This is a genomic window from Paenibacillus konkukensis (assembly GCF_023523925.1).
Lineage (GTDB): Bacteria > Bacillota > Bacilli > Paenibacillales > NBRC-103111 > Paenibacillus_S > Paenibacillus_S doosanensis.
Genome location: NZ_CP027059.1, coordinates 2,663,746 through 2,688,717 on the forward strand (window position 1 = coordinate 2,663,746; position 24,972 = coordinate 2,688,717).

General features: G+C 55.5%; 12 protein-coding genes and 1 other annotated feature. All 12 genes read right to left on the bottom strand.

Annotation, left to right across the window (positions count from 1 at the left end; all coding sequences use genetic code 11):
- Positions 1-96: 96 nt before the first annotated feature.
- Positions 97-3,012: an NHLP bacteriocin export ABC transporter permease/ATPase subunit gene (locus SK3146_RS11365; protein ID WP_249865184.1), complete on the bottom strand. Its 2,916-nt coding sequence runs from the start codon at positions 3,010-3,012 to the stop codon at positions 97-99.
- Complete coding sequence (locus SK3146_RS11370) at positions 3,009-5,219, bottom strand: NHLP family bacteriocin export ABC transporter peptidase/permease/ATPase subunit (protein ID WP_249865185.1); 2,211 nt, start codon at positions 5,217-5,219, stop codon at positions 3,009-3,011. Before SK3146_RS11370 ends, SK3146_RS11365 begins: the two co-directional genes overlap by 4 nt.
- A 28-nt stretch (positions 5,220-5,247) precedes the next feature.
- Entirely contained in the window at positions 5,248-6,123 is an 876-nt protein-coding gene (locus tag SK3146_RS11375; RefSeq protein WP_249865186.1) for an HlyD family efflux transporter periplasmic adaptor subunit, read from the bottom strand.
- Positions 6,124-6,127: 4 nt separating this feature from the next.
- Positions 6,128-7,837, bottom strand: coding sequence for a cyclic nucleotide-binding domain-containing protein (locus tag SK3146_RS11380; protein ID WP_249865187.1), 1,710 nt, complete (start codon positions 7,835-7,837; stop codon positions 6,128-6,130).
- A 225-nt stretch (positions 7,838-8,062) separates the two neighbouring features.
- Entirely contained in the window at positions 8,063-9,814 is a 1,752-nt protein-coding gene (locus SK3146_RS11385; RefSeq protein WP_249865188.1) for a protein kinase domain-containing protein, read from the bottom strand.
- Positions 9,815-10,182: 368 nt separating this feature from the next.
- Positions 10,183-15,054 carry an S-layer homology domain-containing protein gene (locus SK3146_RS11390; RefSeq protein WP_249865189.1) on the bottom strand — a complete coding sequence of 1,624 codons (4,872 nt, stop codon included), beginning with the start codon at positions 15,052-15,054 and terminating at the stop codon, positions 10,183-10,185.
- Positions 15,055-15,509: 455 nt separating this feature from the next.
- Positions 15,510-16,544, bottom strand: coding sequence for an aspartate-semialdehyde dehydrogenase (asd, locus tag SK3146_RS11395; RefSeq protein WP_249865190.1), 1,035 nt, complete (start codon positions 16,542-16,544; stop codon positions 15,510-15,512).
- A gap of 123 nt (positions 16,545-16,667) precedes the next feature.
- Positions 16,668-16,929, bottom strand: a binding site (T-box leader).
- A gap of 73 nt (positions 16,930-17,002) precedes the next feature.
- Complete coding sequence (locus SK3146_RS11400; protein ID WP_249865191.1) at positions 17,003-20,116, bottom strand: efflux RND transporter permease subunit; 3,114 nt, start codon at positions 20,114-20,116, stop codon at positions 17,003-17,005.
- On the bottom strand, positions 20,113-20,691 hold the full coding sequence (locus tag SK3146_RS11405; protein WP_249865192.1) for a TetR/AcrR family transcriptional regulator: 579 nt from the start codon (positions 20,689-20,691) through the stop codon (positions 20,113-20,115). The genes SK3146_RS11400 and SK3146_RS11405 overlap by 4 nt, the downstream gene beginning before the upstream one ends.
- A gap of 188 nt (positions 20,692-20,879) precedes the next feature.
- Positions 20,880-21,821 (bottom strand): malate dehydrogenase, encoded by a 942-nt coding sequence (gene mdh / locus SK3146_RS11410; RefSeq protein ID WP_249865193.1) that lies wholly within the window; start codon positions 21,819-21,821, stop codon positions 20,880-20,882.
- Positions 21,822-21,990: 169 nt separating this feature from the next.
- On the bottom strand, positions 21,991-23,289 hold the full coding sequence (icd, locus tag SK3146_RS11415) for an NADP-dependent isocitrate dehydrogenase (protein WP_249866268.1): 1,299 nt from the start codon (positions 23,287-23,289) through the stop codon (positions 21,991-21,993).
- Between the two features lie 141 nt (positions 23,290-23,430).
- Complete coding sequence (gene citZ / locus SK3146_RS11420; RefSeq protein ID WP_249865194.1) at positions 23,431-24,546, bottom strand: citrate synthase; 1,116 nt, start codon at positions 24,544-24,546, stop codon at positions 23,431-23,433.
- Between the last annotated feature and the right edge of the window lie 426 nt (positions 24,547-24,972).

The following is a 24,972-nucleotide window of genomic DNA, read 5'->3' on the forward strand; positions in this document are numbered from 1 at the left end:
CCCCTTTCCATGATTCGTTGCCTAGCCACCCTCATTATAGCCTGACCTAAGGCAATAATCTGTACCCCATTCGGGGTATCTTTGCCGCACACGCCGTCACACAATCTGGCGCGCGGCGAGCCGGGCGAACGCCCCCTCCTGCCGCAGCAGCTCTTCATAGCTGCCCTGCTGCACGATCTTCCCTTTGTCCATCACGATAATCCGGTCGGCGTGGACGATCGTGCTGAGCCTGTGGGCGATGACGATTCGCGTACCGCTCATGCCCCGCAGCATCGTGGTAATGTTCTCCTGCGACTTCTGATCGAGCGCGCTCGTCGCTTCGTCGAGAAGTACGATTCTCGGCTTATGCACGATGGAACGGGCGATCAGAATGCGCTGTTTCTGCCCGCCGGACAAGCTGCCCGCGCCTTCCGACAGGACGGTATGCATCCCCATCGGAAGCCGGCTGATCTCGCCGTCCATGCCGACGAGCTGCGCCGCATTCCAGGCGTCGTCTATCGTGTATTCGCCGCCTTGGCCGATAATGTTTTGCGCGATGTCCCCGGCCCACAAACGGCCGTTTTGCAGCACGACGCCGCACCGCCGCCGGACGGCCCGCAGGTCCAGTCCGCTCAAGTCTTTGCCGTCGAAATAGACGGCGCCCTGCTCCGGTGTTTCGAAGCCGATAATCAGGCGCAGCAATGTCGATTTGCCGCTGCCGGAAGCGCCGACGACCGCTACGTATTCTCCCGGCTTAATCTTCAGAGAGACGTTGTCGAGTATCGGCGGCCCGTTCATGTCGTAGCGGAACGTCACCTCGCTCAGCTCGATGCCGCCTTTCAAATCTCCCGGATCTTCCCGGTTCGCTTCCGTTTCCGGCTCTTCCTTCATAAGCGGCCTGACCCTCTCGTAGAGCGGCTTCAGCTCGAACAGCGGCAGCGATGAAGCGCAGAAGGCGATCACCGAGCCGATCAACGTGGCGTACGCCGTATGGAAGGCGGCGAAGGCGCCCGGATTCATCCGAATGTCCGAGGCCGATATGATCCAGAACAGCACCAGGCTCGATAAAACCGGGTAAGCGCCGTTGACGACGGTCAGCCGGTTGGCGGCTTCGCGGAGACGGTACGCATGAGCGCGCTGCATGCTGAAGGCGCCGCTCCACCGATTGAAGGCGCGCCGCTCAGCCGCAGCGACGCGCAGCTTGGTTATGTTGGCGAGCAGCTGCACGAGCAGCCCGCCGACCTTGCCTTCCCGTTCGGTTTTTCGTTTCATGTGCTTGGCCAGCTGTACGCTTGACAATGCAAAGACGGCCGCGTAGATAACGATCAGCAGTACGGCCAGCCACGCCAAGCTCGGCTGATACCAGAACAGCAGACCGAATTGCAGCAAGGAGAAGATCGCGATCGTCATGCCCGATACGAGCCAGCCGGATATGACATGGAACATAGCGCCCACGCCCCCGATGCGGCTCGCCAAATCGCCGGCGTTGTACCGGCGGAAAAATCCGGCCGGCATATTCAGCAGCCGGTCCCATGTTGCGCTGTATAGCGACGCCCCCCATGTGCCGAACAGCCGAAGCCACGCCATGGACTGCGTCACCCGGAAGCCAAAGCCGGCAAAGGCGATGCTCATCAGCAGCGCCATCATCTGAAACAGCTGGCCCGGTTCCGCCGCAGGAATGATTTTGTCGATCATAAAGCCGGTAGCGGCCGGCAGCGCCATGCCGAGCAAGCCGAGGGTAAGCCCGTAGATCAGCCCCCAAACGATATCCTTCATCGCTCTTTGGGTAAGGAGAAAGCGGACGATATCTTTCGGCGTCAGAGAGCGGTACGGCAGCGGGCGGTACAGCTCGTAAGCGAACGGGCGCAGCTGCTCGGCCAGCCGCTGCTTGACGATGACCGGCTTCTCCCCCGCCTCGCAGATCATTCCGTAGGCGCCGTCTCCGGCCGGAAGCAGCGCCGCCGGACGGCCGTCCTCAAGAAAGGCGAGCAGCGGTCCGTTGTCTTCCCGCCACCAGCCCGAACGCAGCGCAACCTTGCGGCTGCGAAGACCGGCTTCGCGAAGCAGCTCCTCCGCCTTGCGGCCCGGTTCCCATCGTCTCGGCATGTTCAGTTCAATGCCGATCATTTCGCAGACAAGGCGCGTGCAAAAGAACAGAGGATCGCGCCGGTCCGGGAACGAACCCTCCCGCTGAAGTCCTCTCTTATCGCCGACCGCCGAAAAGCGGCTGACGGCTTCCTCCATGCTGAGCCTGTCTTGCTTTAATCTTTTTGCCAGCCGCTCCTGTTCTTCCCGCTTCGCCTGACGCAGCTGATGGAGCAGCTTTTGCGCCAGGAGACGGTGAAACAAGCGCACCGATTCGGGCAATCCGTCATGCAGCTGCAGCAGGCTTAGGGTGTCTGCTGTGTACAAGCGGTTGCCTTTGGGAGAAGCCGCCCATACGGAGCGCATCATCGGCACGTATACGCCGGGCGGGACCGCAGGCAGGCCGCCGTCCTGCCATAAGCCGGGCAGCCCGCCTTCAGCGCACATCCAGACGACATGCGCTTCCGAAGTGAACACCGCCGGTTCCCAGACGACAATGTCGGCGTTCGGCTCCGCTTGCTGAGCCTGAACCGGGGCTGCATCGGACACGGCCGCGGAAGTAAGACGGAGCAGCCACTCTTCAAGCAAGCCCGCCGCCTGAACCTGCAGCTTGAGGCTGTCATCGGCGTCATCAGCGCCGCCGGCCCGGGCGGCCTCCGCAAACGGTTCAAGCCGAATGCCGGCGATAACCGTATCCGCCATCATCTCGGCGATCCAGCCGAAGCCGCCTTCATCTACTTGCGGCAGATCGAACCAAACCTGCCCTGCCTCCACCGTAAGCACATGCGATTTGAAACCGGCCGGCTTACCTTGCGCAAGCTCGGCCGTATACATGTCCACGGCGCCTTGCTCCACGTAATGCATCGTCAGCACCCGGCGCTCTTGCAGCAGCAAGGCGGCTCTGGACGGATACCGCTGCCGTGCTTCGGCGAGTTCCGGCAACATCATGAAGCTTCACTCCTCTCCGAAGCATGGAACAGCTCCCGGTAATGGCCTTCGACTCGGAGCAATTCCTCATGGGTTCCCGTCTGTACGAGCTTCCCTTGGTCCAGCACCGCGATCATGTCGCAATCGCGGATAGCGCTGAGCCTGTGAGCAATAATGATGCAAGTGCAGCCTCGCCTGCGAATATTGCCGTAGATGACAGCCTCGCTCTCCGGGTCCAGGGCGCTGGTAGCTTCATCCAATATGAGGATGGACGGCCGCTGCGCGAGCGCCCTGGCGATTTCCAGCCGCTGCGCCTGCCCGCCGCTGAAATTCCGGCCGTCTTCCTCCACCATATGATCGTATCCGCCCGCTCTTGCGGCGATGATCTCGTGGATGCAGCTGTCCTTGGCCGCTTGAACGACAACGGCGTCGGGTATCGTCGGGTCCCACAGCGTAAGATTATCGCGGACGGTCCCTTCGAACAGCCGGATATCCTGGTCGACCAGCGAGACGGAATTGGCCAGCACATGGCGGGGCAGCTCGGACCGCTGCCGACCGTCGAAACGGATCGCCCCGTCCCACGGCTCGTATAAGCCGGTCAGCAGCTTCGACAACGTCGATTTGCCGCTGCCCGATCCTCCGACGATAGCAACCGTCGCGCCGGGAGGAACCGTCAGGCTGATCCGCTCGATAAGCGGAGGGTCCAGAGGACTGTAGCCGAACGTAACATTGCAGATAGCCAGCGCTCCGGACAGCTTCGGAGGCCATTGCTGCGGGTCGTTCGCCTCGCCCGCTTCCGATGAGCCGGAATGCGCCGTATCGGCCGAATGGTTCAGCACGTCGTCCAGCCGAAATAAATGCCCTCGCATTTGCTGCCATTCTCCCCCCATCGCCACCAGATTGTTGACCGGCGCAAGAAAACCCGAAGCAAAGCCGGTAAAAGCAAGCAGCATGCCGACCGTAAACGAGCCGTTCAGCACGAGGAGGCCGCCGATGACAAGAATGATTGCGCTATTTAGCTGCTCTAGCAGAACAGGAATCGCCGACAAATATTGGTTGGACGCGCCGAGCGCTTGCTCCGTGCGAGTCGTATTGGCCTGGTATCCCACCCAGCGGGAGAAGAAGTCCGACTCCCTGCCGCTCGCCTTGAGCGATTCCATATTGATCAGCCCGGCAATGGACGCGCCTTCCAGCTTCCCCTCGTCCATCTGCAGCTTCTGATTCCGGTCCGTCTGCTTGCGGTTTACATGCAGCAAGTACGCCACGTTAAGCGCAGCGACCAGTATGGCGATCAGCGCCAAACGGTAATCGTAAAGCAGCATGAACGTGAAGTAAAATCCGGCAAGCATCACGTCAATAACGGTGCCTGCAAGCTTTTCCGTTACAAATTGGGCGACTCTGTCGTTCGCCTGCGCTCTGCCCGCAATCTCCCCCACGAAGCGCTGAGCGAAAAATCCGACGGGCAGACGAAGAATATGCAATACGAAAGAGCCTGCCATACTGAGAGAAAACTTCGTTTCCATTCTCAGCAGCGCATACTGCCTTAGAGCCGTTAACAAGGCGCGAAGAACGACGATGACAAGCATTCCCAGCAGGATAGCTCCCGCCCATTCCCTCTGTCCCGCCAGCATCATCCGGTCTACGAAAAGCTTCAGAAACAGCGGTACGAGCACCCCCGTGCCGGCCAAGCCGATCCCCGCCGCAACCAAATAGACGACTTCCCGCTCATATCCTTTGAGCCGCCGCAGCAGCGACGAGCGCACCGAAAAACGGCTCCCTTCCCGCACGAAGGCTTCTCCCGGCGTCATGGTCAGCACGACTCCCGTATACGAGCTGTCGAACTCTTCGAGGCTTACCGAGTACGGACCGTGGGCAGGATCGTTCAGAAACGCCTTGCCGCCGGCAAAGCCCTCCACCACAAGAAAATGATTGAAATTCCAATGTACGATAAAAGGAGGCTTCAGCAGCTTGAGATTTTCCGGGTCCTTCTTGTAGCCTTTGGCCTCCATGCCGTATTTGCGGGCGGCCTTCAAAATGTTGCTCGCCTTGCTGCCGTCCCGGGATACCCCGCAATCGTACCGGAGCGTCTCTACAGGAATATGACGCCCGTAGTAGGCCAGCACGATAGCGAGGGAAACCGCGCCGCATTCGACCGCTTCCATCTGCAGCAGCGTCGGCGTAACCGCTCGCGCACCGCCGCGAAGCCTGGATAATAACGACGCCATCATCGGATTCACCTCTTCTGCGCGTTCGCGATCAGAATATCCATTCGATCGGACGCGTTTTGCCTGTAATAAACTGGACGGAGCACAGCATACCCGTCTTCAAGGTTATGCCGGACTCGGCGCGCCGGGCGGTCCAGCGAAGCCCGGTCGGGTGCCCCGGGTCCTTTTGCAGCGCGACCCGCACTTCCGCTACGGGACCGGCCGCGATGAAGGCTGCCGCAAGCTCGCGGTTCCCGGTCGCCCGCTCCGCCTCGTCCAATGCGGCGGGAATTTGCGATACGGCGGCGATCTCGCCGATTATCGCTCCGTTCGCATTGGCGCTGTCGCCGTTCGGCCATACCCTTGCCGGCGTGCCGGGCTTGAGCGCTTTGCTCTCATCCATCGGAACGTACACGACGGCCTCGTACTTGTCTTCGGAGTCCGCCGCCGCTTCCGCTTCCAGCGTGATGAGCGGCTGCCCGACCTGGACCCACTGTCCCGGCTGCGCGAGAACCTTCAGAACGCGGCCGCTCGCCAGGCTGACGACCTTCGACTTGAGCAGCAGCCGCTGCGCGTTATCGGCGGAATTGCCGCCGTCCCCGGCTTCCGGCCACGAAGGGTCGAACAGTCTCGCAACCGTGTCGCCCCGCCGCACCGTATCTCCCGGCTTGACCCCGATATCCGTCACCTGGCCGGCGGATGTAGTCGCGATGGCCGCAAGCCCGTCATGCATCGTCAATACGCCGTTTCCGTTCATTTTGACGGTCACCGTCCCCAGCACCGCCCATGCGAAAAAAGCGGCAAGCAGCGTTAAAACGGACAAAAGAGCGATCCAGTGCCGCGGACGGGCGATCGTCATCAGCACGTCAAGCTGCTCGGGCGAAGACATTTTCTCCAGCGAGGATTGGCGGAAAATATTCGGATTCATCGCGTCATTCCCCCCACTCTCCCTGTTTCGGCGATAGCTTGAGCAGGCGGACGAGACTGCCGCTCCCGGTCTCGCTCCCGGCATTGAAATTATAAGTGCGGAGCGCCCCCTCCCACACTCCGGCCGCTTTAAGGGCCTCAACCATCCGCGCCGGCTCGGCGGAACCAGCCTTATCGGCGGAGAGTGCGATCAGCCGCACCGCGTCGTAGGCGGCGGCCGCTATACGGCTCGGCGCCATCCCGTACGCGGCACGGTACTTGTCTGCAAAAGCCGCAGCCGCCGCTCCGCCCGCAGCTGCATCGGCGGCGAAATCGGTATAGCCGTATACTTCGCCGGCATACGCCGGCATCATCTCGGCGGCCGGGACGGCCGGACCGGCTAGGAGCGGGTAGCGCGCCCCGGCCGCCTGCAGCCCGGAGCCGATTTCCGGCGCCGCTTCCCCGCTGCTGTCATAGACGACCACAGCTTCCGTCTCCAGCAGCTTCCATTTGCCGATGACGGCAGTGAGCGCGGAGCGCGCGGAAATGCGGGTCAGCCTGTCGGCGACGAGAATCCCTTTCCGGTCGGCCGCTTTCTCCAAAGCCGCGGCAAACTGCCGGCCCGCGGCGCTGTCCTCGTAATAAATCGCCACCTTCCCGAAGCTTTGCCGGGCAAGCCACTCCGCGACTTCCCCGGCATAAACTCCGGGAGCGATCCCCAATGCGACGGAACGGCCCGCAGCCGATGCTGCGGCTCCATCCAGAAGGAGCGTAGGAACGCTTGCCGATGCCTGCCCTGCCGGCAATGAGGCGGCGATGGCGAACGCCGGAGCGGCAGAACCATCGCTGAGCTCTTCCGTCCCTCCGTCTCCCCGGTAATCCGGCGACAGTCTGAACCGCGGATAGGCGGAGCTCGCCTGCAAGTCCGCCATCGCCAGTTCAACGCCGCGCTGCATAGAGACTGCAGCGCTTGCGTCTTTCGGCAGATACACCGCAACCGGCACCTCGACCGCAGCGCCGTCTGCTATCGTGGCCGATAAGGACGATGGCGGCGACGAGTCTGGCCCTACCGCGGCCCATTGCCATAAATTTGCCGCCGTCGATGCGCCGTCCGCTTGCAGCCCGTAGCACAGAAGAGCGCCGGCCATGAAGGAGGCGGCCATGCAGAGCGCCACGGGCAACCGCGAACGCGCCGCTGCACCGGCAGCCGCGCGCCGATCGTTCGGCCGGACAGCGGCGGCCGCTTCCGCCGTCGATGCCTCTTCGACTGCCTCAGGCTCCGGCAGCGCCGGCTCTTCTGGCGGCGGGCCAGCCGTGCGCGAAGACTCGCGGTTCACCTTGGCCAGACGCTTAGCGAGGATACCGGCAAATTGAACGGCAAGCGTATTATGCTCGTACAATATCCGGTCGAACGAATCCTTGATCAGCTTCAGCACGACCAGATCGCTCTCCGCCCTGGCGGAAGCCGAGCGCGGGTCTCCCGTCAGCAAAGCCATTTCGCCGAAATATTCCTTTTCTCCCAATATCGCCAACGTCGTTTCGTTGTTGCCGGAGCCCAAATAAATTCTAGTTTTCCCCTGCATAATGATGTACAACGAATCGCCGAATTCGCCTTCCTCGAACAAGATGTCTCCCGCGCGGTAGCTGAGCTGGGTAAACTGCTGCAGCAGCGCCGCCTTATGCGCCCTGTCCAAGCCTACGAACAGCGGAATTTCCAGAAATGCAAGCTTGTTCAAAACTATCCCTTTCCCCTTCCGGCCTACACTAAAAAAGCCGAATCGTGTCAAGGGCACATTCCGGCTTCATAGAATCGTTTTCTTTTTCCGTTCCCATGCCTATCATTATAAGCAAACTTCCAACTCAAAACATACCCCATTTGGGGTATATCCCGATATATTTTGCATAAGGCGCGGGCTTTTGAAAGATTAGGATATAAGACCCTGGCAGGGCTTCGGCGGCCCTCATCCGTTCGATCTTTTGCTGCTGTGGGGAGAATTTAACAAATTCAGCTTGGCCGCTGCGGAGACGGCTTTCACCCGGTTATTGACTCCCAATTTGTCGAACACGTTACGGACGTGCACTTTGACTGTACCGGCAGACATCACCAACCGGACCGCGATTTCCTTATTCGACAAGCCGGCGGACAAGCATTGCAAAACGTCGAGCTCCCGGCTCGTTAAAGACGGCACGGCCTCCGCCCCATATTCTGAGGGCGCCGCCGCGCTCGAAGGTTCAAAATATTGCGTCAGCGTATGCACATAGCCTAATTGCGACGCCAGCATTTGCAGCAGCGGCAGCCGGTCCGCAGAAAACACGCCCGGTGCGTACTTGTTTTCCAAATACAGCACCCCTTGCAGATCGCCTTGAATCATCACAGGCAGCCCCAACACCGATTTCGGACGATGCCGGGTTATGTAAGGATCAGGCAAAGTATGCCCGAGACCGTCCTTGGCATCGTTCCATATGACAGGCATCCGGTTTATCGCCGCGCTGCGGACGACGTGCGGGCTGACGTCGCCGGACTCGTCCAGCGGAGTGTACCCTGTCCGGGCTGCGGCGCTTTTATCCGGATCGAGCATCAATACGGCGTATAGCGCTTCCTTTGCCGCTTTGACAAAAACGCCCTTGTGCGCTCCGGATACATTCATAATAATCGTCATGATGCGAGACATAAGCTTTAGCGAATCTTTCTCTTCCGTAAACGCCTGCGAGACTCTTACGATCGCTTCCATTTCCAGAACCTGGGCGTAGCTTCCTTTGCTTCCCGGCCGCTTTTCCTCTTGATCGGCCCGCCGTCCCTCGGCGGTGACAGGACCGGACGGCTCCGCGCCGGTTGTAGCGGCGCTTTCCAGCTGCCCGAGCGCGAAGAGACCGATGCCTCCGGTTTGCTGATATTGCCGGAGACATCGTTCCAAATCCGCTCTTAAGCCGGCTGCGCTCCGGTATCTGTCCGCTACGGATTTCTCCAGCAGCTTGAAGACGATCCGCTCCAATATAACCGGGATGGCGGATAAAGAACTGCCGCCGAGCGGAATGGGCGGCTTGGCCACATGGGCATGGGCCCATTCCAACGGGTCGTTCGCTTCAAACGGCAGCCTGCCGGCAAGCACCTCGTACAGCGTCACCCCCAGCGAATACAGATCGGTGCTCGGATCGATCCAGCCATCCAGCTGCCCGGTTCTCTCCGGAGCCATATAAGGCGGGCTTCCCTCCATGAGCGGCACGGTTCTCGTCTCGCACCTCTCTTCCGCAATTTGAATCGAATGCCCGAGTCCCGTAAGACAAACCCGAAGCGTGCCCGGGACCACGACGATCGTTTCCGGGCGAATGTTCATATGGACGATGTTCTTTTGATGCAGCTGCTCCAGGGCCTCGGCAATTCCGATCGCAATGGTCAGGAAATTGTCAAGCGGTACCGGTCCCGCCATGGCAAAATGCTTCAGCGTCATCCCATATACCCACTCGCTGGCCATAACGAGCCGGTTGCCTTCTCTGAATAGCGCCAACGGCTTTAAAACCCCGGCAAAGCTGAGATTCCCCGCCACTTCATATTCATTGATGACTTTGGCATTTTCGATGACGGCTCTCGGCCCTTCCTTAACGATTTTCAACAAAACGTCCAAGCGGTTCTCTACAGAAGATGCGTGACAAACCGCGATCGCCTCATCTTCAAAGATGACCTGGCGTATATCGTAACCGGTTGCTCTGAGCATAACGAACTCCTTTTTTTAGCGAAGAAACATGCAGGTTTATGTCGAATATTGTATCATAAATCGGCTGTCTGCTGGAGTATCTGCTTCTAAAGACCCGCTTGTTAACGGATGCCCGTTCATAAAAAAAAGAGCGGGCGGGAACTAAGCCCCAATAAAAACCCCGTCGCAGATATTACGTACAACCAATGTGCTCATTTCGATAATGCATCTTGGAGGGTTTCAGACATTGCAAATATATGTTCCCTTGTAAACAAATAACCAGTATTGATTTTGGCAAGAAATGTACTGCAAAAAAAAGGACATCCCGTCCTCGAAACGGATGTCCATATATGATGGGTACGATCGCCGATACTGCGTCCGATCCTGGTTTATTGAAAAACAGCGGCTTCGGTGATATCCCTGTAAGCCCAGTGGGTTAGAGGCAGATCGGTGAAGCCGGGCTTCCCGGCAGCTTCTTGCGAATCCGCCGCCTGACTGTCGGCGCTGCGATTCAGCACGCGGTTCAGCATGGCGATGCATTCCGCTCTTGTGACTTGGCGGTCCGGACGGAAATTTCCGTCCTCGTAGCCGAGGATATAGCCGCTTTCCGCCAACAGCCTGATGGATGCTTCGGCCCAATGGCCCCGGATATCCGGAAAATCCTCGGCAACGATTCCTTGCCCGGCCCCGGCAGACACGAATCGGGATAAGATTGCGGCCAGCTCCGCCCGGGTCAGGGTTTGCTCCGGTCGGAAGCTTCCATCCTCATACCCTCCGAACAGTCCCTTATCGCCCAAATACTGAACGGCAGCCGCATACCAGTCGTTGGCTCTTATATCCTTGAAGACTTGCCGGCCGCCGGGCTCCGCCATGTCCCCGTTCACTGTCAAACGGTAGAGCAGCTGGGCGAATTCCGCTCTGCTGATAGCATTATCCGGTCTGAATGATCCGTCCTCGTAGCCGGAAATATACCGGAACGTCTTGTCGGCGTTCAGCATGATGCCGGAGGATGGATCTTGGACCGCCTTGTATTCCCGATTGTCCGGATCGGGCTGGGGATTGGAAGACGATGCTTGATCGGACCCAGGATCAGCTCCGGGGGCAGTCTCAGTTCCGGGATCAGGGCCAGCGATGGGCGAGCCTGATCCTGAGGATGATCCTTTATTCTTCCGCTTAACCGGCGTTTCGGCTGTAATGGTAACCTGGTGCGCCGACGTCACTTTGCTGCCGTCCAGGGCGGAGGCCGTCACCTCCACCACCCCGGCGGCTTCAGCCGTCAATAGCCCGGACGAATTGACAGTTGCTAGCGAGGTTGCGCTTCCGTCCGTACTGTTGACATTCCAGCTAAGCGACTTATTGCTGGCATTGTCCGGAGAAACGATTGCCGTTAACTGCAGCTGTCCGCCCGCCGTCACACTGCTTGCGCCCGTGATGTCGATGCTTTGGACGGAAACGTGCTCAGGCTGTTCAGGTTGCCCGGGTTGTTCCGGTTGTCCGGGCTGCTCAGGTTGAGGCTCTCCCTCTGAACCGCCGGGTACGGCGCTCATGGTATCGACAGTAAATAAATATGGCGTAAGCGGCTGCAATTCCAAGGTTTCCGCCTGCTCTGTTCCGCCGGTAATCAGATCGGTGAAGCTTGAGGCCTGTCGGTTGCCTGACCGGATCGCCGCACTTACCGGCGTCGGGCCATAATTGACGACGTTCAACAGGGTGCGTCCCTCGTACTCGACACTACGCCACTCCACGTTATAAGGAAGCTCTCCGGAAGCCGGATCGACAAGCGTCATGTGCTGCGGATCAATAGATTGCAGAATCGGAAGCAGGAATGCTCTGATCTGAGCCGCAGTCCAGTCGGCCGCCGAAATTTTGTCGGCATGGGTGAAGACATAGCTCCGGTCAGCGGCGGATTGCTGGGCGCCGTGAGGTTCCAGCTCCAGCGCGTGGGAGCCGATGAGCAGTACCCGTCCGCCCGATTCGATAAACGCTTTAATACCGGTAAGCGTAGCGGGGTCCACCCGCGTCGCATAAGGGACAATCAGCAGCTTGTAGGCGCTGAGTCCGCCGTTCTTGACCTGCTTTTCCGAGATAAAGCCCGCTTTGTGCCCGCTGTAGGACAAAGCCTCGTAGGAACGCAGCATTACATTGGAATAATCGCCCGAAAAAATCCCCGCCGCTACCGAATACAGGATAGCCGCTTGCGGACGCTCATTCTGGAACGCGGTGACCTCCTTGGCCAGACGGTTTAAATCAAGCCCCGTCCGTCCGGCGGCCGCAACCGCATCAGGGCGGTGCAGAATGCTGCCTTCCCGGCTTGAGGACTCGTCATACGTCCGCTCCCAAACCCACATGGTCGAGCCGCTGCGCCCATGGATGGCGCTTTGCCAGAGCACGGAGCGGACATGCTTCGCCTGCTCCGGAGTGTACATCTTATCCCCGTCGGCTATGAGATGGTGCTCCGAATTAAACACAGGCGCTTGCTTGAAGGAAGCCTGAAGATCATAGAAGCTTAATTCCTCCATAAAACCTTTGGGCCCTTCATTGATGTAGTTCCAGTTGTCGTTGCCGTTAATTTGGCTGAATTCCGAGAAGCGCTCAATATCCACTCCCCAGGACAGGCTGCCCCGCGGGTCGCCCATTATTTTGACTTGAACGGGCAGATCCGGCGCCAGCTCGTGGATAATGCCGGCCATCCATTCATGCCAGCGGGCAAAATAATCCTGATTGAACAGTACATAATCATAGGAAACGGGAGTTGCGCTTACATTCTCCGGCATCGGCACCTCTTCAAAAGAGCTGTACGACGTCTTGTATACGCCGTTTAATTCGCCGATATTGCCGTTATAAATTTGCTCCAGATAGTCATGCCAGGCTGGCAGCGCATATGCATCCTTATTGGACTGATAGACTGACTCATTGCTTAAGGTAATGCTGTGCAGCGAGCTGTATTGCGAGACAATGGGAATCAGCGCTCTTAAGTAATCCTCCATCATGGCCAGGGCCATAGGGCGGAACAGCGAGAACTTGATGAAGCCGTTGTTCGCCACTTTCAACTCAGGCCATTTGGTCAGCGCCCAATCCGGAAAATAATGGGGCGAAATCAGCAAATTGACGGCAACGTGATTTTGTTCCGCGCGGGCCAGTACCTGCTCAATGTCGGATTCGATTTTTTTAGTAGAGACGACGTATTCTTTATCCTCGGAGTAACCGCCCAAATCCTCGAAGCCCGGGTTTTTCACCAGATTGACACTGCTGCCCGCCTTCGTGACGCGAAGATCGTCCACCCAGATCGTTCCCGCGTTCTCCGACGTAACCATCAGCTTGTAGGACGTTTCTTGAGCCCCGGTCGTGTATTCGTAGACCACCTCCCGCCAATCGTAGGTGCCGCTGGGGAAGGATTTGCGCTGCTTCATGGCCGAACCGCCGGGAAACCAGGTATTTTTGGCGTTTTCTCCCTTAACCCATACGCTGAATTCATAGGTGGTATTGGGCTCCACAGGGATCGTTTGGGCCGCATTGATATACACGTTGGCTTGCAACGGGGAGGCATTGGCAATCTTCAGGGAAGCATTTCCCGAATGGCTCACGCCCTCCACTATGGCGGCAGTGGCATTCACATTGCCTGAACGGCCGACCGTATATTGGTTGACGAAGTCTTTTTTATCCAATATTACGTCGCGAGGCCCCAGCTCGACCTGGATCACATTGGCGCCCAGGTCCTGGAACTTGGGAATATCCTCCCTGACCTTGTTAAAAGCGCCGTAGCCCGTGAAGAAAATGGGCCGTTCCTCCGTTGCCCCGCTGCTTCGCACCTCCGTATTTCCTAGGAAGGAATAGCCGGATATGGCCGTTGGCCCGTATACATAGCGGGGAACGGATTGAGGAATGCGGCTGCCCGCCAAATAGCTCTGAAGCTTCGTCAGCGCATCGTCATACAGCTTGCCCAGCTCCACAGCGACATAATAGGCCCGGCTCAATCTGCCCTGAACGATATCCTCCTTGCCGTAATCGACGAAATCCTTGATCACCGTGTAGTTGACGCGTTCGTAATCGGTGGACAGCCCCTGGGCCTCGCACTGCAAGAGCAGCTGCTCCAGTGCCGGAAGCTTGACCGCTATGGCATTCAGCATGGCTTCCACCTCGTCGGCAGTCATTACGGCGGCAACGCTTACAGTCTGGCGTTCCGTTCTGCCGTCTCCCGGATCGTATAAGGTAAAATCGAGCTCATGACTGCCGGCCAGACTAGCGGCAAAGGGCAGATCGATCCGGGCCGCCGACCGGGCGGGAATCGTTATATTCCGTTCGGCGCCAAGGGTGTCGGAAGATAGATGCAGGTTTCTGGGCTCGTCTCTCCAGTTTAACGCGTACATTGAATAGGAGACGGTTGAATCCACATTGACCTCTTGAGGACCTTCCACCCAGTAGCTCCAGTCTGCGGCGGCGGGAACCAGATGAACTTTGGCGTGCAGGCTCGGGCTTTTGGCCTTGCCGATGCCCGGCGTCCACTCAATCCAGCCTCTCCGGCCCGCACCGTCATTGTCGTTGATCAGCAGGGTGAACGGAAGAACGTCCGTATCCTGCTTGCCTGTATAGATCGTCGTCCATGGCATCCGCACCTCGTAGTAAGTATCATGGCCGCTCTGGGTGGCTGCCGCCGTAATCTGATCGGCGCCGGCGACCGCCTTGCCCTCGCTGAACTGCCATATATGAGCCTCTCCGTCCATGTAGTTGATGCCGTATTCCGGTCCGTAGGTGCCGTCCGGGCTGAAGGCGAACTGGATGCTGTCGCCCCGCCACATCGTACTGTCGGAGACGGGAGTATGCACATTGTCCGTCACCTTGGCCGCCCAGTAAAAGTATTGATCGTCATAAGCCAAATAGACGCTGGCCGAAACGTCATCCTTGCCGGCCCAGCCGCTCATGGCAATTTGCGCGGAATTATCCGGCAGCCGGATCTCCGCATAACCGCCCCATTCGTCCAGATTGCCGTCGATCACCATGCTGCCCGCCTCAAGAGCTACCGCATGGTTATGGCTTCCGAAGCTTGTGCGGAACTGGTCCCAGCCGGTTATGACAGGCTGCGTTCCGCTTGCATATACCGCTTCATGGATGGTCCCGGACGAGTTCGCCCCGTATGAAGCGGCGCCGCCGTCTGACAGCGCTTCCAATTCATTTCCATGAACAGCCGAAGGAAATCCTCCAGCTCCTATGGAGAACAAAAGCAAGAAAATCATGGCCCAGATGGCCGATGAACGAATGATCATACTGCTGTCCCCTCCCTATTTATCCGATTTTTGTAATCTGATGTCTGCCGTCCAGGCAGGTTTTGCAGGCAGCGTACTTCGTTCCACCTCCCTTCCTCACACTGGTCCCGCAACTGAAACGGGCATGGCCGGCGCCGGGTTCTCTTCGCAATCGATTCGTCTCCGACTCCGCCCTTTTGCGTCTCTTTACCATAAACACGATAAACGGCAGAGCGAAGGCTCGTCTATAATCAGGGGATAATCATTAGGAAGGGACTTTGCCGCGACAGAGCAATAATCATAAGCCCGGCCGCAATAATCATCAGAATGCGTCAGCGGCCCCCATGTGTCCTTTGCCGTCCCGGCATGAAAAAAGACTCCCGGCAACAGGCTGAAATCACCTGTCGCGGGAATCTTGAGGTTTACAATTCGTATTTTATGGCGGCTGTGCAATTCACGGTATGGCTGGTTGAACGCTACCCATGTAGTAATCCGCGCGCCAGCATCGACTCAGCAAGCAGAACCGCTCCTTTTCCTGCACCCATTTTCGTATTGTGGGAGACTAGAACATATTTCACGCCGCCGAGTACGGACTCCTCTTCAAGTCTTCCCATACTGGTCGTCATCCCACCGCCAAGCTCGCGATCCAAGCGGGGTTGAGGACGAAACGGGTCGTCAAAGAGATGAATCATACGGTCGGGGGCAGAATGCAAATTACCGTTTTGGAACGGATTGTAACCGTTGATTGCTTCTTTAATTTCAGATAAACCGGCTTGTTTTTTCAATCCGACAAACACCGATTCTGTGTGTCCGTCCAGCACATTCGCTCTCGTACATATACAATTGATATGGATCTCAGCCGGAGCAATGCCCTCGCTTGAATATTCTCCAAGTATTTTTAAAAGCTCTTTTCTCACCTTCCCCTCTTCATTGGGGATGTACGGGATTATATTATCCAAAATATCTAAAGATCGCACCCCGGGACTTCTTCCGGCGCCGCTTAGCGATTGCATGGAAACCATTAGAACGTTTTGTATTCCAAAACGATCGTATAATGGTTTTAAAGTTATCGCAAGTCCGGTGACCGTACAATTGGGAACAGGCAGAACAAAGCCTTTCCAGCCGCGTTCCCGCTGCTGTTTGCGAATTAATTCCGCATGATCGTCATTGACTCCGGTAATGAGAAGCGGAGTATCGTCGAAATAACGAAATGCGGATGCCGTCGAAAACGTTGGGGTCGTTTGGGCAAACCATGGCTCCAGCTCTTTAGCAAGATCGGATTCAATCGCCGTGAAAATCACATCGACAGTTTCTGGGCGGAACTCCTTCGAGGATATAACCGGAACTTCCAACATATCCGCAGGAACCGGCGTGTTCTGTATCCATCTGGATGATCCGTCGGATTCCAGTAAGGCTTCATTGTAATTTTTCAAAGTTCTTGAGGTAACCATAATGACGACTTCAAAGTCAGGATGATTGGATAGTGCTTGCACGAATTGCTGTCCGGCCATTCCGGTAGCTCCAACGACTGCCGCTCTTAACCTGGTCATTTTGTTCACTCCTCGTATTTAATTTAATGCTGCTATCCGTAACGCGATGATACAAATAAAAAAACTCACCCCCAAGACCATAGTCTCAGGGGCGAGATTCGTTCACTCGCGGTACCACCCGGATTCGCCGATATGTCGCCATATCAGCCTCTTCGAGTACGGCATCCCTGTACAAAAGATACTTATACTCTAGCTCTATAACGGGAGCTCCCGTTACACCATCCCCTCTCAGGTTCCGATGTACGGCTCAGAGGCTTTCTTCAATAAAGAATTCTTTACTCCTTTTCAGCTAACGGAGCTCTCTGTGAAAGAACGCTTTACTTACTTTTCTCATCATCGCATTTTCATGTTCAGGAAAATAATACCAAGCAACCAAACTAGAGTAAAGATATTTTTACAAATATGATTGATAAAATCAGTTACAAAGAAACGTTCCCCGCGTCCTGCGAATGCGCCGCTTTGCCTTGTTTGGCCGCTCTGCGGTCGCGCCAGCCTTGCAAAATGACGAACAGCGAAGGCACCACGATCAACGTCAGCAGCGTCGAATAAATTAAGCCCGAGATGATCGTAATCCCCATCGGACGCCACAGGTTGCCGCCCATAATCGTCATCGGCAGCAGCCCGCCTATCGCCGTCGCCATCGTCAGCAGAATCGGCCTCAGCCGCGCTTTGCCGGCTTCAGCTACGGCTTCATGCAGCGGCAAGCCATGCTCTCTCGCCTGCTCGATAAACTCGATCAGGATGATGCCGTTGCGCACGACGATGCCTGCCAGACTGACAAGCCCCATCAAGGCCATAAATCCGATCGGCGAGTTCGTTAAGAACAGGCCGATGACGGCGCCTCCGGCCGCCAGATAAACCGTGGACAATATAAGAACGGGGATCGATAACGACGAAAATTGCATGACCATAATAATATAGATCAACAGCACGACGATGATCGACAGCTTCCCGATCGAAGCGAACGCGTCGTTTCTTTCCTCATTCTCGCCGCCGTATTCGACCGTATAGCCCGGCTGCAGCTTATATTGGCCCATCTCCTGCTTCAAATCCTGCAGCACCGCATCGGGAAGACGGCCCTCCGTATAACTGCGGACAATAATCGTCCGGGTCTGGTTGCGGTGATGAATTTGCTTCATCATGCTGCTCTCATGAATGTCTCCAAGCTCGCGGACGGTCACGGTACCGCCGCTTTGCGACGGCACGTACATTTCCCCCATTGTATCGACCGGATTGGCCGTTCTTTCCTTGGCGTATAGCGATACGTCGAGCAAATCCTTGCCCTGCTGCATCGTCGTAATCTTAAGCCCTTCGGTTGCAATCCGCAGTGTTTGGGACAAATCCTTATCGCTGACGCCGAACAAGCGCTGTTTATCCGGATCGGCGTTAATCTCGATCGTATTCATATCGATCCCAACGTCATCCGATACGCTGACCGTGCCGGGAATTTCTCTCAGCATGGATTTCACATCCTCGGCCATTTGCCGCAGCTGCGCCAGATCGTCGCCGCTGATTCGCACCGCTATAGGCGCGCCCACCGGCGGCCCCTGCTCAAGCTCGCGCGGCGTAATTTCGACATCGTCGGGCATAATCGCCTTAAGCTGCTCCCGCCACTGCGAGACCACCTCTTTCGTGCGGATCACCTTCGGGTCGATCTTCACGAACAGCTGTCCGATCTCGGTGCCGGAGGAATCCGATTCGGAATAATAAAATCTCGGCGTAGAACGGCCGGAGTATGCGGAGACGAAGACGACGCCCTTCTGCTGCTGCATGAATTCAGCCGCCTTGGCAACCGTATATTCGGTCTCCGCGAAGACGCGGCCGGTCGGCAGCTTGAAATCGATCAGCATCTCGTCTTTTTCCGCCGGCGGGAAGTATTGAACGCCGAGCAGAGGCAGCAGACCGAAGCTGCTCGTGCCGATGAACAGCGCGACGATGCCGGTCAGCAGCGGCCGCCGCAGAAACCGGTGGATCTGCTTGCCGTACAGAGCGCTTAGCCGCTGAATCGGCTTGCCGAGCAAGCCGGGTGTCGAGCTCGCTTTGCCCAAGCGGCCGCCTTTGTTCATGATCCGCTCTCCCACCCATTGGCGGAAGATCGGTATAATCGTCAGCGACATCGCCATGGAGGCGGCCAGCGTCAGCGAAATGACGACCGGAAGCGGCCGGATGAAGCTGCCGATGTTCCCCTTCAGGAAGAACAGGGGGAGGAACGCGGCCGCCGTCGCGATCGTAGCGGTAAGAATCGAGATCGCCACATCGCGGCTTCCTTCCAGCGACGCCTTGGCCGGATCGTCCCCGAGCTGCAGCCGCCGCTGGATATTGTCGTTGACGACGATCGCGTCGTCGACGAGAATGCCGAGCACGATTACGATCGCCACAATCGTGATCTGATTGAGGTCGATTCCCATCGCTTCCACCGGAATGAAGCCGACCGTAATCGAAATCGGAATCGCCAGCGCCACGATCAGCGACGTGCCGAACGTGAGCCCCATCGAGCAGACGACGATAACGACCGCAATCCCGATCAAGAGTTCTCGTCCGAGCTCCTTGAACAAATGTTCCAGACTTTCCTTCTGCGTGAACAGCGAAGACATCTGCACATGATCCGGCAGCTGCGGCTTCAGCTCCGTCACCTTCTTGTCGATCCGCTTCTGCAGATCCGGAATATCCGCCCCCTTCTCCGCATTGATCACCAGATCGAGCGTCGGCTTGCCGTTATGCAGCACGCTGACCTCCGTCTTCTTCGGACGCAGCTTAACGTCAGCGACATCCTTCACCTTGAGAGAACGGCCTCCCGGCAGTCCGAGCAGCTCGGTATTGGCAATATCCTCCGCCGATTTCCATTCCCCGCTCAGGTTGACGTAATACTGCTTGCTATCCTTATCGACCGTTCCGAGCGGAACGCGGTCATGACCGTTCATCAGCGCTTGGGCGACAACGCCCCACGGCAGAAGGAACGTATCCATCTTGGCCGTATCCAGCACCACCGCGACCTCTTGATCCGGCAAGCCGACGATCTCGACGTTGCTTACTCCGCTCACCGTAGACAGCTGCTTCTTCCATATTTCCATCGTCGGCCGCAGCGGCTCCAGCTGATCGGGCGATTCAACGGTAAAATGCAAAATTTGCTCGGCGATTTTACTCAAATCGTCGTTGACCTCAGGCTTCTCAGCCTCATCCGGCAGCTCGCTCTCGGCCGACTGCACCTTCTGCTTCAGCGTATCCCAAGCGCGCTTAATATCCGTATCCGCCTTCACCTCGACATTGATCACGGATACATTGGCCATGGAAGTCGAGCTGAGAACCGATATATCGCTCATTTCCTTAATCTTCTCTTCCAGCGGACGCGTGACGAACTGCTCTACCTTCTCCGGGGACGCGCCGGGATAAACTGTCTTCACCAATGCGACGGTCAGATCGATTTCGGGATTTTCCCGCTGCTTCAGCGTAAAAATATTGACGATCCCCATCAGAACCGCCATCAGGAAAAACAGCAGCGTGACCTTACGGTAACGAATGAGCTTGGCGATCATTCTTCGCTCACTTCCATGCTATCCATATCTACGATCACTTGGGCGATAGAATCGATATATTCGGGGCCGTGTCCTTGGACGACGAACCATTGGTAGGCTACCATCTCGACCATTCCGATTTTCGAATAAGCCGCGATTTCCAGCTGCTCCTCGGAATAATCGGGGCATCCTCCCCACTCCTTCAAATGCTCCTTAATGATCAGCATCATTTCATGGTAGAAAGCCTGCGATATATCTCTGATCTCTTGTGAAGCAATCCCGTTCCGGTACATGATGCTCAGTATCGCTCTGTTATGATAATAAACCGTCAGCGACCGCTGGATCATCCAATAATACACTTCGTTATTTTGGCAGGGCGCGTGCGGACCGTGCTTCAGCGCCTCCGAGATTTCCTCCAGGCAAGCTTCGGCGATGCTGCGGAATAAATCCTCTTTGCTCTGAAAATACAAGTAAAACGTCCCTTGCGCGACGCCGGCTTCCCGAACGATATCGGAAACCTTCGTCTGATGATACCCTTGCTCCTCGAACAGCTTTAACGCCGCTTCGACAATATTATTTTTTTTATCCTCTCCCATTGCGCAGCTCCCCCTATGTAATCCATTTATCGTTTTTTAGAAATGACTGACTCATCAGTCATTTTTGATTTTAACATCATTATCCAGGGAATGCAATGCAGTCCCTATTTCGTTTTTATGCAAAAAAAACAGCCCGGAAACCGTCTCCGAGCTGGCTGAAATTGCATTATGGATGCGCTATCCGGCTATTAGCCGGTAACGACTTTAATGACGTTGCGTACGGATTGAGCGGATTTGTCCAAAGCCGCCATCTCTTCGGCAAGCAGCTCCAGCTCGAATATTTTCTCGATGCCTTCGCCGCCAAGCAAAGTAGGCACGCCCATAAACAGGTTGTCGTAGCCGTACTCTCCTTCGAGCAAAGCGATGGAAGGAATGATTCGTTTTTTATCCTTAATAATCGCTTCGGTCATTTGAACCAAAGAAGCCGCAGGAGCATAGTATGCGCTGCCGTTGCCCAGCAGATTGACGATTTCGCCGCCGCCGGTGCGCGTGCGCTGAACGATCGCTTCGATACGGTCGGCAGAAATCAGCTTCTCGATAGGAATGCCTCCTACGTTGGAATAGCGAACGAGAGGAACCATGTCGTCGCCATGACCGCCAAGCACGAAGCCGCGAACGTCTTCAACGGAAACATTCAGCTCTTGAGCGATGAATGTGCAATATCGAGCGGTATCGAGTACGCCGGATTGGCCGATAACGCGGTTTTTCGGGAAGCCGAGCGTTTGGTAAGCGACATAAGTCATCGCGTCAACCGGATTGCTCAGGATGATCACGATCGATTCAGGAGATGTCTTTTTCACGTTCTCACAAACGGATTTTACGATTCCTGCGTTCGTGTTCACGAGGTCGTCGCGGCTCATGCCCGGCTTGCGGGCGATGCCTGCTGTGATGATCACGATATCGGAATTAGCCGCATCTTCGTAGCTGGAAGTGCCTACGATATTGCTGTCAAAGCCTTGAACCGGAGAAGCTTCCATCATGTCGAGAGCTTTACCCTTAGTAGGGTTTTCCAGTTGCGGGATATCGAGCAGTACGACGTCGCCCAATTCCTTTTGAGCAAGCATCAAAGCAGTCGTAGCACCGGTAAAGCCGGCGCCGACAACGGTAATCCTTTTACGTTTGATTCCCATGAGAATACCCTCCCGAAATTGTAATGTTCATGCTCAGCATATCCAAATGTTGGCTGCAATATTCCGTTCCAACGCACCTTTGTACACTCGGAGAGCAGCTGCGCCCTCCAAGGAAGAAACCCTGGATCTTCCTAATAAAAAGGGAATTTCCAGGGTCCTAAAGCAGCTCTTAGCCCATGTGAGCGATGATTTGGTTAGCGAACTCGGAGCATTTAACTTCAGTAGCGCCATCCATCAAACGAGCGAAGTCGTAAGTAACCGTTTTGTTGTTAATAGCCGTTTCCATACCTTTGTAGATCAGCTCGGCAGCTTCCAGCCAGCCCAGATGCTCAAGCATCATAACGCCGGACAAAATAACGGAACCTGGGTTTACCACGTCTAAACCGGCATATTTAGGAGCCGTACCGTGAGTCGCTTCGAAGATCGCATGGCCGGTTACATAGTTGATGTTCGCGCCCGGAGCGATACCGATGCCGCCTACTTGCGCAGCCAAAGCGTCGGACAAGTAGTCGCCGTTCAGGTTCAACGTAGCGATAACGTCGAAATCGGTAGGACGAGTGAGAACTTGCTGCAAAGCGATGTCGGCGATAGCGTCTTTAACGATGACTTTGCCGGCAGCTTCCGCTTCTTTTTGAGCTTGGTTAGCAGCATCCGTGCCTTTTTCGGCTTTGATTTTGTCATATTGAGCCCAAGTGAAGGTTTTATCGCCGAACTCTTGCTCAGCCAATTCATAGCCCCAGTTTTTGAAGGCACCTTCGGTAAATTTCATGATGTTACCTTTATGTACCAAGGTAACCGTTTTGCGGTTATGCTTGATCGCATATTCGATAGCGGAACGGATCAAACGCTTGGAGCCTTCGGAGGAAACAGGCTTGATGCCGATACCGGAAGTTTCAGGGAAGCGGATTTTTTTAACGCCCATTTCGTTTTGCAGGAATTCGATGACTTTCTTCACTTCGGCGGAACCGGATTCCCACTCGATGCCTGCGTAGATATCTTCTGTATTTTCACGGAAAATAACCATGTCGACAAGCTCAGGACGTTTTACCGGCGAAGGTACGCCGTTGAAGTAACGAACCGGACGGGAGCAAACGTACAAGTCAAGCTCTTGGCGAAGCGCAACGTTCAAAGAACGGATACCGCCGCCGACAGGAGTCGTCAAAGGTCCTTTGATCGCTACGATGTATTCGCGGATTGCCGTCAATGTGTCGCCAGGCAGCCAGTTGTTGAATTTGTTGAACGCTTTTTCGCCAGCAAATACTTCGTACCATGCGATTTTCTTTTCGCCTTTATATGCTTTTTCTACCGCTGCGTCCAGAACGCGCTTGGAAGCCGCCCAAATGTCGGGACCCGTACCGTCACCTTCGATAAAAGGGATGATAGGATTGTTAGGTACGTTCAACTTGCCGTCAACGATAGTAATTTTTTCGCCTTCAGTTGGTGCTGCGTAATTTTCGAATTGAGCCATGATCTTTGTTTGCCTCCTTATAATGGTGTGGATAAGACACAAAATTGAACGGGAGCCACAGCGCTTGTCCCGACCCTGAACCGGATCGGGATAAGCTGACTGCAGCAACCCGCTGCCGCTTAAAGCTCTATTGATAATCGATTAACGATTTTCAATCGGGATATACTTTTGATTCGAAAGACCGGTATATTCGGCGCGAGGACGAATCAAACGGTTGTTTTCGTATTGCTCAAGAATGTGCGCTGTCCATCCGGATGTACGGCTGATCGCGAAGATCGGAGTGAACAGGTCGCGAGGAATTTCAAGAGAAGTATACACCGAAGCCGAATAGAAGTCCACGTTAGGTTTCAAACCTTTTTGCCCTGTAACGAGATCTTCAATTTTAATCGACATGTTGTACCAGTTCATGTTGCCGGTAATTTTGCCGAGCTCGTGGGACATTTTTTGCAAATGCTTCGCACGAGGATCGCCGTTTTTGTAAACGCGGTGTCCGAAGCCCATAATTTTTTCTTTGTTTTCAAGCTTGGTGTTGATATAGCTTTCCACGTTCTCGTAAGTTCCGATCTCTTCGAGCATGGCCATAACCGCTTCGTTCGCGCCGCCGTGAAGAGGTCCTTTTAACGCGCCGATAGCGCTCGTTACGCCGGAGTAAATATCGGACAATGTAGCTACGGTAACGCGCGCCGCGAACGTCGAAGCGTTCAGTTCGTGGTCGGCATGGAGCACCAAAGCTTTATCCAAAGCTTCGATCGCCACTTTGTCCGGCTCTTTGCCGATCAGCATATACAGGAAGTTTTGCGCGATCGACGTAGCGTCGCTTTTCGGAGCGATCGGCTCTTTGCCTTCGCGAATACGTGCGAATGCCGCGATGATCGAAGGAATTTGCGCTTGCAGTTTAATCGCTTTGCGCAGGTTGGCTTCCGACGACATATCGTTAGCTTCTTCATCGTATAGAGCGAGACAGGAAACCGCCGAACGAAGAGCAGCCATCGAATTCGTATTTTTAGGATACAATTTGATTTGCTCGATCACTTGGCTAGGCACCGCAGCGTAAGCGTTCAAATCTTTTAGCAATTGGTCCAATTCGGAACGATTAGGCAGTTTGCCGTACCAAAGCAAATATACTACTTCTTCAAATGTCGCGTTTTCGGCAAGATCGTCAATGTTAATCCCACGATATGTGAGCACACCATCAATAATGGAGCTGATCGAGGACGTCGTTGCAACAATACCTTCCAAACCTTTGGTTGCAGTCAAAGTAATCTCTCCTTTGCAATTCAATTCATAAAATGACTATATCATAAATCATGGATCAAAGAAAAAATCACGAGGAATTCCGACGAAACAAGGCGCTTTACTAGACTTTCACACAGACGGGCAAAACTGATGACAACGTGTGCGAATGCAAGCAGGTCTGCTCATCCACAGAGAATTCTTATAATTCTACTATAAATGATTTGGCGAACAATGTGAACAAATCGGGACATAAAAGTTCATTATCGGCATAATAAACTTCTGCTATATGCATCAGTACGCGCTATCCGTGACATGGACTACAAACCCTTGATAATCAAGGATTTCTAGATTCCAGTATTCTCAGGATGAATCATAAAAAAACGCTGTGAATTATAAATCTAACGGGTAAATTGTGGGAAAAGTCATGCTCGCTAACAAGGATTTGCT

Bases quoted from the DNA above. Each gene is read 5' to 3' on its own strand.
- asd (WP_249865190.1), bottom strand. From the start codon at position 16,544: ATGGCCGGACAGCAATTCGTGCAAGCACTATCCAATCATCCTGACTTT.
- mdh (WP_249865193.1), bottom strand. From the start codon at position 21,821: ATGGGAATCAAACGTAAAAGGATTACCGTTGTCGGCGCCGGCTTTACC.
- icd (WP_249866268.1), bottom strand. From the start codon at position 23,289: ATGGCTCAATTCGAAAATTACGCAGCACCAACTGAAGGCGAAAAAATT.
- SK3146_RS11400 (WP_249865191.1), bottom strand. From the start codon at position 20,116: ATGATCGCCAAGCTCATTCGTTACCGTAAGGTCACGCTGCTGTTTTTC.
- SK3146_RS11385 (WP_249865188.1), bottom strand. From the start codon at position 9,814: ATGCTCAGAGCAACCGGTTACGATATACGCCAGGTCATCTTTGAAGAT.
- SK3146_RS11390 (WP_249865189.1), bottom strand. From the start codon at position 15,054: ATGATCATTCGTTCATCGGCCATCTGGGCCATGATTTTCTTGCTTTTG.
- SK3146_RS11365 (WP_249865184.1), bottom strand. From the start codon at position 3,012: ATGATGTTGCCGGAACTCGCCGAAGCACGGCAGCGGTATCCGTCCAGA.
- SK3146_RS11370 (WP_249865185.1), bottom strand. From the start codon at position 5,219: ATGATGGCGTCGTTATTATCCAGGCTTCGCGGCGGTGCGCGAGCGGTT.
- SK3146_RS11375 (WP_249865186.1), bottom strand. From the start codon at position 6,123: ATGAATCCGAATATTTTCCGCCAATCCTCGCTGGAGAAAATGTCTTCG.
- SK3146_RS11405 (WP_249865192.1), bottom strand. From the start codon at position 20,691: ATGGGAGAGGATAAAAAAAATAATATTGTCGAAGCGGCGTTAAAGCTG.